This window comes from Saprospiraceae bacterium (genome assembly GCA_016714025.1).
Classification (GTDB): domain Bacteria; phylum Bacteroidota; class Bacteroidia; order Chitinophagales; family Saprospiraceae; genus Vicinibacter.
In genome coordinates this window covers 582,933-595,412 of sequence record JADJOB010000002.1, presented here as the reverse complement: position 1 = coordinate 595,412, position 12,480 = coordinate 582,933, and the positions used below count along the sequence as shown (strand labels likewise).

Below are 12,480 nucleotides of genomic sequence, written 5' to 3'. Positions count from 1 at the left end.
TCAAAGTAAGGTAAAAATCGTTAATGGTGCGTTGGGGCAAAAGCAAATGTGAAGCAACCTTGCGTTGGCTTGTATGTGGCGTTGCTTCACATTTGCTTTTGCGAAGGATAGCCAAACGGCTTTGCCGAAAATTGTTCTGGCGCTCATTTCTTGTCAGTCCGTTTAATGTTTGCACTGTCGCCATAGGGTTGCACATAACTTGTTTATACTCGCAATACCAATCTTCTTAAGTCCCATATCGGTTTGGCAGTACACGCTGCACCGCCAAAAGGATGTTAACCAAAAGTAAAAAAGATTTATTAAACAGCCAAAAAATATTGAGAGTAAAACATAAAGTTACAAGCGGTGTGGCGTGTGCTGCCTGTTATCGTCCTGTGATGCTGTACCTACAAGTGAAAGCATTAAAGCAAAAAAAAATAAAATAGCTGCAATAGTGTCTTCAAAGCTAAGCAAGAACGATTTTAACCGAATCCAAATGTATTTTTAAATCCTTTTGCATCATGTGCGATAACGGTGTTAACACGCTAACAAGTTTCGTTTTTATTTAATTTACAATATAAACATAGCTAAATTTTAATATCTAATAGTAAATTGATAGCCTACTTTCAAATTTATTATAAAGAGCACCCTTACATGATAGGTCCCATACTGACAAATGCAAGTAAGTTTTTATATCAGTTCTGCAAACCGACTTCTCCCGATTTAACTTAAAATGCGGCTGGATATTAATTCTTATTACCATTCCTTAATTTTTAAGCTTACTAAGCCTATTTTTGCAGCCAATTTTAAAATCGCAGTATGGCTTTGTTTCCTCGTTACGATCGTTTTGAATCCCGTCATATCGGGACTTTGGGTACAGATTTGGCTCCGATGTTGAAAACCATAGGGGTGAATAGTCTGGATGAACTGATTCAACAAACGGTACCGGATAAGATTCGGCTGAAATCTGAGCTTAAAACGCCGGAAGCACTCTCTGAATACGACTATTTGTTGATGCTCAAAGAACTGGCAGATCAAAACACTAGCACCCGCAATTTTATCGGACAAGGGTATTTCGGTTCGGTGACACCCAGTGCGATTTTGAGGAATGTATTTCAAAATCCGGGTTGGTATACCCAATACACCCCTTACCAGGCAGAAATTGCACAAGGACGTCTGGAGGCTTTACTCAATTTTCAAACCATGGTCACCGATTTGACAGGCCTCCCGATTGCCAATGCTTCGTTGTTGGATGAAGGCACGGCTGCAGCTGAAGCCATGATGCTGTTTTACCACCAAAAAGAAAAAAAGACCAAAGAAGAATCTCCGGATGTATTCTTTGTTGACAATAAAGTGTACGATCAGACCCTGGCAGTGCTCCAATCGCGTGCATGGCCACAAGGCATCAAAATTGTAAGCGGCAACTGTCAAACCGATGCCATCCCAGACAACTGCTTTGGTGCTTTGATTCAATATCCCGACAAATCAGGGGGCGTTATCAACCATGAGGACTTTATCCAAAAAGCAAAAGCCGCCGGGATTTTCGTTGCCATGGCTACTGATTTACTCGCATTGTGCTTGCTTAAAAGTCCGGGCGAACTGGGTGCCGACATCGCTTTTGGTAACAGTCAGCGTTTTGGGGTTCCAATGGGTTTTGGTGGACCGCATGCCGCATTTTTTGCAACGAAAGAAGACTTTAAACGGGATATTCCGGGAAGAATTATCGGCGTTTCAATTGACGTACACGGAAATCGTGCCTTGCGCATGGCACTCCAAACACGCGAACAACACATCCGTCGCGAAAAAGCTACTTCAAACATCTGCACTGCTCAGGCTTTATTGGCAATTATGGCATCGATGTATGCAGTGTATCATGGTCCGATTGGTTTAAAAGCAATTGCTCGCCGGGTACACGACATGTCTTGTGCCTTGTCACAAGCTTTGCAAGCCATGGGATGTAAAGTGTCCAACGAACATTTCTTTGATTTGGTTTCCATTGAAGCGGATCAGAATACACAAAGCAAAATCAAGGTCGTTGCTGAAAAATATCAGTGCAATTTTTGGTACACAAACAATGCAGTTCAAATCAATCTGGATGAATCAAGTACTGAAGAAGATCTGGCAACCATTATAAAAATTATTGCAGAGGCTACACAAAAAACGGCTGCTGCACTTTCTGTTTCATCGCAAGTAAAATTGCCCCTGGCTTTGGTACGCCAATCAGAATATCTTACGCATCCGATCTTCAATATACATCATACGGAATCTTCCTTGATGCGTTACATCAAGAGTTTGGAAAACAAAGATCTTTCTTTGGTGCATTCTATGATCTCTTTAGGTTCCTGTACCATGAAGTTGAATGCCGCTACGGAATTAATTCCGGTGAGCTGGCCTCAGTTTGCAAACATCCATCCGTTTGCTCCGGCATCACAAACTTCCGGCTATGTCCAAATGGCAAAAGAACTGGAAGCTTATCTCTGCAACGTTACTGGTTTTACAGCCTGTTCCTTACAACCAAATTCCGGCGCACAGGGTGAGTTTGCAGGTTTATTGGCAATTCGCGGATACCATGAATCGCGCGGAGATCATCATCGAAACATTGCAATCATTCCTTCTTCAGCACACGGTACCAATCCGGCAAGTGCCGTCATCGCTGGCTATGATGTGGTGGTAACTCCTTGTGACGAACAAGGAAACATCATCGTTTCTGAATTGAAAGCAAAAGCAGAGCAACACAAATCAAATCTGGCCTGTTTGATGGTGACTTATCCTTCGACACACGGTGTGTTTGAAACTTCTATTCAGGATATCTGTCAGATTATTCACGACAATGGGGGCATGGTGTATATGGACGGTGCAAACATGAATGCGCAGGTAGGATTAACCAGTCCAGCCCGGATTGGAGCCGATGTCTGCCATTTAAATTTGCATAAAACCTTTGCGATTCCACATGGTGGAGGCGGTCCGGGTGTTGGTCCGATTTGTGTAAACGATCATCTGAAACCTTTCTTGCCATCCCATCCATACGTAAATGTAAATCCGGAAAAAGGTGCAACGCCACCGGTTTCAGCAGCGCCTTATGGCAGCGCCAGTATATTATTAATTTCCTATGCATACATTCGCATGTTGGGTCCCGATGGACTGAAATCGGCCACCTGCCACGCGATTCTAAATGCAAATTATATGGCGACTCGATTAGGAGAAAAATTCAAGGTGTTATACACAGGTGAAATGGGTCGGGTTGCGCATGAATTAATATTGGATCTTCGTCCATTTAAAAGTATCGGAGTCAGCGCAGAAGATGTTGCCAAACGTTTGATGGATTATGGTTTTCATGCGCCTACTTTATCTTTTCCGGTTGCAGGAACCATTATGATCGAACCAACTGAATCTGAAAATCAGGATGAGTTGGATCGTTTTTGTGATGCTTTATTGCAAATTCACAATGAAATTCTGGAAGTCGCTTTGGGCAATTATCCGGCTGACAACAATGTCTTGTCAAATGCGCCTCATACGGCAGCTGTCATCACTTCAGATGTTTGGGATCGTCCGTATTCTCGTGAAAAAGCGGCCTATCCATTGGCTTATCTAAAACAGGGTTCAAAGTTTTGGCCGAGTGTAGGTCGTGTAAACAATGCCTTTGGGGACCGCAACCTGGTTTGTACTTGTCCGCCGATGGAAAGTTATATGTAAGCAGGACATGATTCCCCGTTATATCTTCGCAGTATGATCGTTGTAACGGGTGCTTCCGGATTTATTGGTTCGTGTTTGGTTTCTTATCTAAACCAAAAAGGGTTTCAGGATATTCTTGCTGTCGATGCCATTTATAAAAAGGATCATCCCAATTTATTAAATAAAAACATCCATTCGTTTCAGGATCGAACGCTATTTATTGCCTGGTTGGAAAAAAATCATGCGAACGTTGATTTTATTTTTCACATAGGTGCCCGCACGGACACCACGGAAATGGATGTGCAAATATTTGAAGAATTAAATGTTTCATACTCTAAAAATTTATGGAATCTTGCTGCGCAACATGATATTCCTTTTTTATATGCTTCGAGTGCGGCTACTTATGGGAATGGTGCTTTAGGATATTCGGATGATGAATCATTGATTCCTAGCCTTAAACCTTTGAATCCTTATGGTCAGTCCAAACAAATTTTTGATGAATGGGTTTTGATGCAAAAGCAACATCCTTCGCAATGGGCTGGATTTAAATTTTTTAATGTTTTTGGTCCGAATGAATATCACAAGGGGCGAATGGCTTCTGTGATATTTCATGCTTACAATCAAATTCAGGAGAAGGGATGTGTGCGCTTGTTTAAATCGAATGATGCGCAGATTAAGGATGGTGAGCAGAAGCGGGATTTTATTTTCATTCGTGATTTATTGGATGTGTTGTTTTTCTTTTTTGAAAATCCGCGCCCAAATGGAATTTACAATCTTGGCAGTGGTCAAGCAAACAGTTTTATCGATCTGGTCCATCATACGTTTGAGGCTTTGGAAAAGCATCCGATCATTGAATTTATTCCAATGCCTGAAGACTTGATTAAGACCTACCAAAATTATACCTGTGCGGATATGAGGAAATTGCATTCCATTTCATATAATACGCCGATGTTGCCTTTTAAAGATGCGATTCAGGATTACGTTTGTAATTATTTGGAAAAGCAGAACTACTACTAATTTTTGAAGCACGAATGGAGGACGAATTGAAGAAGGAGGAAAAGCCACGAATGCACGAATGAAGGACACGAATGGAGGAAGGAAGATTAGCCACGAATGCACGAATGGAGACACGAATGAAGGACACGAATTGAGGAAGGAGGAAAGGCCACGAATGCACGAATTAAAGACGAATGGATTTAATATATCCATATTCATTCGTCCTCCATTCGTGCATTCGTGGCAACTCTTCGTATTCATTCGTGCATTCGTGGCAATTCTTCGCATTTTCATTCGTGCATTCGTGGCAATTCTTCGTATTTTAATTCGTGCATTCGTGGCAACTCTTCGCATTTTAATTCGTGCATTCGTGGCAACTCTTCGCATTCATTCGTGCATTCGTGGCAACTCTTTTTTAGTATCAATTGATAAATGGAATTATAAAATAATTCTTTTTGATTGCAGTTTTGTTGCTCCAAAATTCACGACGAGAGCAAGCTTGTTGCCACTAACCATAAGATAGTTTAATGCTTGTGCAACAAACTCATCTGGTATTCCAGAAACAGCTTTCAGTTCCAGAATAATTTTATCATAGACAACAAAATCTGCATAATATTTATGAGGAAGGATTGCTCCCTTATAATTTACATCATACCTTTTTTCGCGTTCAAATTGAATTCCTGATTTGCGAAATTCAAATTCCAGGGCATCTTTATAAACAAGTTCAAGAAAACCGGGACCTAATATTTTGTGTACCTCAAAGCATTTGTTTATAATTAGATAACTTTCATCTTTATACAATATTTTATCCATGATCTCATAGTTTTAAAATTAGGGTATTACAAAAATAGAATAAATTATAAAACACGCAAATAAATGTATTAATTCGTCTTTAATTCGTGCATTCGTGGCGATAAAAATCCATTCGTCTTTAATTCGTGAATTCGTGGCTAAGATTTAAGGTATAATTGCGAATGGAGGACGAATAGAAAAAGGGAGGAAATGCCACGAATGCACGAATGAATGCACGAATTGAGGACACGAATGAAGAAGGGAAGAAAGGCCACGAATGCACGAATGAATGCACGAATGAAGACACGAATTGAGGAGGGAGGATTAGCCACGAATGCACGAATGAAGACATGAATGGGGGCGAAGAATTGTTGGTTTAAATATTAATATTAATTTTACTTTTACAATTCAAACAAAACAAGACGCAATGGATTCTAATCAGACGAAGCCGACGAATTATGGTGCTTTAAGTATTTTAATTACTGTATTTTTCTTTTGGGGATTTATTGCATCGGGTAATGGGGTTTTTATTCCTTTTTGTAAAAGTTATTTTAAACTGGATCAGTTTCAAAGTCAGTTGGTTGATTTTGCTTTTTATGGTGCATACTATATCGGTGCATTGGCATTGTTTGTATTTGGAGCGCTCAAACGTCGCGACATTGTTTCGAATTGGGGATATAAAAAAAGCATCGTGTATGGATTGTTGTTTTCATTGCTTGGAGCAATCGCAATGATTGTTTCTGTTAATGTAGGGACCCCTGAAAATGGATTTAGTTTTTTTCTTATTTCGTTTTTTATTTTGGCTTTAGGATTTTCATTGCAACAAACTGCCGCCAATCCTTTTGCAATTTCCTTGGGAGATCCTGCAACCGGTTCGCACCGGGTTAATTTTGGAGGGGGCATCAATTCGTTTGGAACAGCCATTGGGCCTATAGTAGTGGCATTAGCCTTGTTTGGAGCAACTCATTACGATGACAGCGCCATTCAATCTTTGAGTTTGAATCGGGTTACCTTTTTATATATCGGGGTTGGATTTTTATTTTTATTTGCCGCAGCACTGTTCTATTTTTCAAAGAAAGTTCCGGATAGTATTAATTCGGCTATGATTGAACCGGAGAATAAAGCGATTTGGACTATGGTATTAATTACCATCGGATTGATTGCCTGCTTTATTCCCGTTTTTAATAGCTACCGAAATGTGACTGATGGTTTATCCGAAAGTGCTTTACAAGATTTGGAATGGACGCGCATGAAATGGTTGCTATCAGCGCTATTGGTTTTAATAGCAGGTTTAGTTTATGTACATTTTAGTTCGAAAAAAAATACGGCTTCCTGGGGCGCTTTGCAATTTCCACAAATTCAATTGGGCATGTTTGCAATTTTTGTTTATGTGGGCGTGGAAGTTACCATTCAAAGCAATATGGGCGAATTGCTCAAAAGTGTTGAATACGGTAGTTTACAAACCTCTGCAATTCCACCTTATATTTCTATGTTCTGGGGAAGTTTGATGATTGGGCGATGGACCGGTGCAATTCCTGTTTTTAAGTTGGAAGCAAAGTTGAAAAAAATAATGATGCTTGTGATTCCGATTCTCGCATTTGCAGTGGTGATTTTAGTAAATACCATTGCTGCAAGAGATATGAGTCCACTATACAATTACATTGCCTGTGTTGCAGTTTTAATCGCAGCTTTTTTTGTAGCAGGTGATAAACCCGTATATACCCTGATGTTGTTTGCAAGTTTAGCGATGTTGGCCATGATCATTGGACTTATGACCCAGGGCACGATTTCCATTTACGCTTTTTTAAGTGGAGGTTTGTATTGCTCTGTCATGTGGCCGTGTATTTTTTCATTATCCATAGCGGGCCTTGGAAAATATGAGAGCCAGGGTGCGGCTTTTCTAATAATGATGATCCTGGGAGGAGGGATCATTCCACCTATTCAGGGAAAATTGGCTGATTTATCCAGTATTGGCATTCATCAATCTTATTGGATTACAGTAGCATGTTTTGGTTACCTGGCTTTTTTCGCCTGGCGTGTTAAATCGATATTGCTCAAGCAAGGGATTGATTATGATAAACAGATTGAAGGCAGTCATTAAGGGGATCCGTAAATAGCTATTTTCTTCTACCTTTGGGCTCTTTCTGAAAGTGCTATGCCCGATATTATTCATTTACTTAAAGATCACATTGTAAACCAGATTGCAGCCGGTGAAGTCATCCAGCGTCCGGCTTCCGTTGTGAAAGAGTTGATGGATAATGCCATAGATTCCGGAGCCACTGACATCAAATTATTTATTCGCGAAGCAGGAAAAGTATTGATTCAAATCAACGACAACGGTTGTGGAATGTCGCCCACCGATGCACGCATGTCTTTTGAGCGTCATGCCACTTCTAAAATAAATACTGCGGAAGATTTATTTCACATTCAAAGCAAAGGATTTCGGGGAGAAGCGCTTGCATCCATTGCAGCGGTTGCTCAAGTGGAATTGCGAACCAAGCCGGCAGCAGATGCAACGGGTACCAAAATTTTAATTTCAGATTCAAAAATTAAATCCTTGGAACCTTGTGCTTGTCCGACGGGTACACAAATTCAGGTGCGAAATTTATTTTATAATCTGCCTGCGCGGCGTAAGTTTTTAAAAAACGACAGCATTGAATCGCGTCACATTCATGAAGAATTTATTTATCAGGCAATTTCATATCCGGAATTATCATTTAGTTTTTTTAACAACGATCAATTGGTTTATCAATTGGCCGCAGGAAGCTTAAAGCAACGAATCGTTGGTATCTATGGAAAAAAATATCAGGATTTTTTAATACCGGTTACACCGCAAACCGATGTAGTAGAAATCAGCGGATTTATTGGTAAACCTGAATTATCCAAAAAAGCTAAAGGTGAACAAATCTTGTTTGTAAACAGACGCTTTATTCGAAGTGCTTATTTACAACATGCAGTGAAAGCTGCTTTTGAAAATATTATTCCTGCTGAAAATTTGCCTTTTTATATCCTGTTTTTAAATATTGATCCCACTCAAATTGATATCAATGTCCACCCCACCAAGCATGAAATAAAATTTGAAGACGAGCGTCTGATTTATCAGTTTTTAAAAGCGGCGGTCCGATTTAGTTTGGCGCAACATTCCCTTACACCTCAAATTGATTTTGATTCTTCTGATGTGGGCATTCGCAAGATTATGGATGGTCCGGATATTGGATTTGGTCATAGAAGTCCGGTACAAAGCAGTGGCAGCTATGCTTCATGGGAACAATTGAGTCCGCAGGCGAATTTTTCCGGTATTTCACAGGACAATTATTCTTCAGAAATAAACCAGGATCAATCGTTTGGTACGATGGTTCAACCAAGTGCGGAAGATGTTCCGGAATCAATTAAAATTGTGCAGTTTCATTCTTGTTATTTATTGGTGCAATTGAAATCTGGGATCAGCATCATCGATCAGCAATTGGCACATGAGCGTGTGTTGTATGAATACTACAAATTGCTTTTAAAGTCTGAAAACCGGCAAACGCAAGGTTTACTTTTTCCGCAGAATCTTCATCTGAGCACAGTAGATGCACAGCAATTAAAAGAATTGCTTCCTTACTTGCAGAAATTGGGATTTGACATGGAAGATTTTGGATCCGATTCGTTTGTGATTCATGGGATACCTGCATTGCTTGAAGGGAAATACAACGAGCAAGAATTAATTCTGACGATATTAAATCAGTATAAGTCCAATCTGGAATTTGAATTGGCTTTGGAGGAAAATATTGCGCGTTCTATGGCAATCAGTAGTTCCATTAAGCGTGGTAAAAATTTGACACAGGAGGAAATGCAAGCGCTGGTTGAGCAATTATTTTTATGTGAAATACCGTATGCTAGTCCGTCTGGAAAAAAATGTATTTTTCATTTAAGCCTGGAAGACCTGTTTAAAAAATTCAGGTAATTTTCACAATGGATATGGGAAGATTAGCCACGAATGCACGAATGGAAATGCGAAGATTAGCCACGAATGCACGAATGAAGACACGAATGAAGACACGAATGAAGATTCGAAGTATAATTAAATAATTCGTCTTTAATTCGTGCATTCGTGGCAACTCCTACTTCTTCAATTCGTCTTTAATTCGTGCATTCGTGGCAACTCCTATCTTCTTCAATTCGTCTTTAATTCGTGCATTCGTGGCAACTCCTACTTCTTCATTCGTCCTTAATTCGTGCATTCGTGGCTTTTCCTCCTTCTTCATTCATGGCGATTGAAAATTAATTAGCTTTGCATTCATTAATGCGCATACTCGCCAACATATCTTCTTACCTGTTTCATCCATTGCTGGTTTTGTTTTATTCGTTATTTTTAGTGTTGTGTCTGAATCCGCATTTGTTTGGATCCATGCATTGGAGTGAACAAAGCTTGTTGTTGATTTTATTATTTATTTATACTTGTTTTGTTCCGGCTATCGGATTTGCTTTGCTCCGATTTACGGGATTTATTCAAAGTTTTGAAATGCGGGAGCGTACCGATCGATTTGGTCCCTTGATTATATGTGCCGTATTTTATCTTTGGATGTATGTCAATCTGAAATCGCAGGGGCAAATTCCAAAATTGATGATCTGCTTTATATTGGCTTCGATTATTTCCATTTTTATGGCCTTCGCAATCAATACCAAATTAAAAATCAGTTTGCACAGCATCGCCTTTGGTGCTTTTATCGCTTTTTGGGTTTTGCTGCGCTTTAATCATTTAGAGACCTCATTGCTTAATTTTAGATTTCTTAAAAGTGGTTTATCTGCTTTTAATGTCAATCATTTGATTGCAATTTCTTGTGTGATCGGAGGCTGGATCGGCACATGCCGGCTCTATTTAAATGCCCATACCGCAGATGAAATCTATTTAGGTTATTTTGTTGGAATAATTTCTTCTATATTGGCCTTTACATACATTTTTTAATCATGAATGCAACCATACAAACCATAGAAAATGCCTGGGAAGACCGGAGTCTTTTAAGCGATCCCTTAGTAAAAGCGGCCATACACCAGGTAATTGCTATGCTTGATGCCGGTAAGCTTCGGGTAGCAGAAAAAAAGGAGAAGAATGGATCGTCAACGAATGGATTAAGAAAGCCATTTTGCTTTATTTTCCTATCTCTGAAAATAAATTGATCCAGGCCGGTGATCTGGAGTTTTATGATAAGATCATGCCAAAACGGGAATTTGAAAAACTTGGAATTCGTGCATTGCCGGGTGCAATTACCCGTTATGGATCATTTATCGAACCCGGTGTCATCCTGATGCCAAGTTTTGTCAACATTGGAGCTTATGTCGGTGCAGGAACCATGGTTGACACCTGGGCTACAGTAGGTTCTTGTGCCCAAATCGGCAAAAATGTGCATTTGGCGGGCGGAGTCGGAATTGGAGGCGTATTGGAGCCCCCGCAGGCAAAACCCAATATTATTGAAGACAATGCCTTTATTGGCTCCCGGTGCATTATTGTGGAAGGAGCCCATATCGGCTCAGAAGCCGTTTTGGGCGCTAATGTAGTGATCACCGGATCTACCCATATTATTGACGTAACTGGTACAGAACCAGTAAAATATAAAGGCTATGTGCCCCCAAGAGCTGTAGTGATTCCGGGATCTTATACCAAGGAATACCCGGCAGGCAATTACCAGGTACCCTGCGCTTTAATTATTGGGCAGCGCAAAGAATCTACCGATAAGAAAGTTAGCTTGAATAGTGCCCTTCGCGATTTTGACGTATCCGGCTAAACCCGGGAGGCTTTTTGGTTGTTCTTGCTATTGTCTGAAAGCCTGATTTCAAAACGTTAAATAATTCAATTTTGAAATTATTTAGACCTATTTTGCGTTTTATATAATTTATGCTTCATTATGCTATGGAATGAAAATTACTACGATCAGCTCATTTTAAAAATTGATCAGTTTACCCGGAAATTTTATATCAATCAATTGATCCGGGGTGCCCTGTATTTTACCGGATTACTTACCCTGGTATTTCTGGCTTATAACCTGCTTGAGAATCAATTTTATTTCAGTAAATCGGTGCGGACGGTTTTAAGTTTTTCATACCTCGGATTGTTTGGATTTAGCCTTTGGTATTGGATCATAACGCCGCTGATGCATTATTTCCAGCTTGGCAAATTGATTTCACACGAAGAAGCGGCAAAAATTATAGGCACGCATTTTTCTGATGTCGAGGATAAATTATTAAATGTACTTCAGCTTAAATCGCAATCGGTTAATTATTCTGACCGGAGTTTAATTGAAGCCAGCATTCAACAAAAATCAGTTGAGTTAAATCCCATTCCGTTTGTTCAGGCAATTGACCTGCAAAAAAACCGCAAATACATCCAATATGCAATCGCTCCATTATTGATATTATTTTCTTTGCTGGTGTGGGCTCCCGGAATGATTCAAAAACCGACACAAAGATTAATCCAAATCAATAAGGATTTTGAAAAGGAAGCGCCATTTCATTTCAAATTGGAATCGGAAGAATTGCATGTCGAACAAAACGGTACTTTTGAATTAAAAATTAAAATTGACGGAAGCACAACACCCGCTGAAGCTTATATTGATGTAGATCATTTTCAATATCGTTTAAAGAAAGATCGTCCGGATGAATTTAGCTATACGTTTAGTAATGTTCAGAAAGACCTTCCTTTTAAATTGTTTGCGGGCAACATCGTTTCGCCGGAATATACTTTGAAAGTCATCATGAAACCGGTGATCCAATCGTTTCAGGTGCACCTGGAATACCCAGGCTATATAGGAAAGAAAAATGAACTGTTGGAAAATACAGGAGACCTGATCATACCTGTTGGAACTAAAGTTCGATGGAACTTTAATATGGCTTATACAGATCATCTGTATTTTAAATCCAGTGAAGATAAATCGCAACTTGAGATTTCACGTCAGGGTGAACACGATTTTCAATTTTCGAAAAAGTACTGAAAGATCAATCGTATTCACTTTATCTTCAAAACAACCAACTTAAAAATACCGATTCAGTAAATTATCAGATCAG

Annotated in this window: 8 protein-coding genes and 1 pseudogene; 7 read left to right on the top strand and 2 right to left on the bottom strand. The window is 39.6% G+C overall.

Going from position 1 to position 12,480, the window contains the following annotated elements:
* Positions 1 to 798: 798 nt before the first annotated feature.
* Both gcvP and rfaD read left to right on the top strand, forming a co-directional pair.
* Complete coding sequence (gene gcvP / locus IPJ80_05755; GenBank protein MBK7912986.1) at positions 799 to 3,672, top strand: aminomethyl-transferring glycine dehydrogenase; 2,874 nt, start codon at positions 799 to 801, stop codon at positions 3,670 to 3,672.
* 33 nt (positions 3,673 to 3,705) lie between these two features.
* On the top strand, positions 3,706 to 4,668 hold the full coding sequence (gene rfaD / locus IPJ80_05750; protein MBK7912985.1) for an ADP-glyceromanno-heptose 6-epimerase: 963 nt from the start codon (positions 3,706 to 3,708) through the stop codon (positions 4,666 to 4,668).
* 417 nt (positions 4,669 to 5,085) lie between these two features.
* On the opposite strand, the gene IPJ80_05745 is transcribed toward rfaD, so the two are convergent.
* Complete coding sequence (locus IPJ80_05745; GenBank protein MBK7912984.1) at positions 5,086 to 5,460, bottom strand: GxxExxY protein; 375 nt, start codon at positions 5,458 to 5,460, stop codon at positions 5,086 to 5,088.
* Between the two features lie 406 nt (positions 5,461 to 5,866).
* Here IPJ80_05745 and IPJ80_05740 point away from each other — a divergent pair, with 406 nt between their 5' ends.
* Together IPJ80_05740 and mutL are read left to right on the top strand one after the other, a co-directional pair.
* Positions 5,867 to 7,540, top strand: a complete 1,674-nt coding sequence (locus tag IPJ80_05740) for an MFS transporter (GenBank protein MBK7912983.1) — start codon at positions 5,867 to 5,869, stop codon at positions 7,538 to 7,540.
* A 54-nt stretch (positions 7,541 to 7,594) separates the two neighbouring features.
* On the top strand, positions 7,595 to 9,385 hold the full coding sequence (gene mutL, locus IPJ80_05735; protein ID MBK7912982.1) for a DNA mismatch repair endonuclease MutL: 1,791 nt from the start codon (positions 7,595 to 7,597) through the stop codon (positions 9,383 to 9,385).
* Positions 9,386 to 9,542: 157 nt separating this feature from the next.
* On the opposite strand, the gene IPJ80_05730 is transcribed toward mutL, so the two are convergent.
* Positions 9,543 to 9,686 (bottom strand): hypothetical protein, encoded by a 144-nt coding sequence (locus IPJ80_05730; GenBank protein ID MBK7912981.1) that lies wholly within the window; start codon positions 9,684 to 9,686, stop codon positions 9,543 to 9,545.
* 26 nt (positions 9,687 to 9,712) lie between these two features.
* Between IPJ80_05730 and IPJ80_05725 the strand changes: the two genes are divergently transcribed.
* The 3 genes and pseudogenes from IPJ80_05725 (at position 9,713) to IPJ80_05715 (ending at position 12,407) form a co-directional block, all read left to right on the top strand.
* On the top strand, positions 9,713 to 10,387 hold the full coding sequence (locus tag IPJ80_05725; protein MBK7912980.1) for a hypothetical protein: 675 nt from the start codon (positions 9,713 to 9,715) through the stop codon (positions 10,385 to 10,387).
* A 2-nt stretch (positions 10,388 to 10,389) separates the two neighbouring features.
* Positions 10,390 to 11,204, top strand: a pseudogene (locus IPJ80_05720) (2,3,4,5-tetrahydropyridine-2,6-dicarboxylate N-succinyltransferase).
* A gap of 120 nt (positions 11,205 to 11,324) precedes the next feature.
* Positions 11,325 to 12,407 (top strand): hypothetical protein, encoded by a 1,083-nt coding sequence (locus IPJ80_05715; GenBank protein MBK7912979.1) that lies wholly within the window; start codon positions 11,325 to 11,327, stop codon positions 12,405 to 12,407.
* Positions 12,408 to 12,480 lie beyond the last annotated feature (73 nt).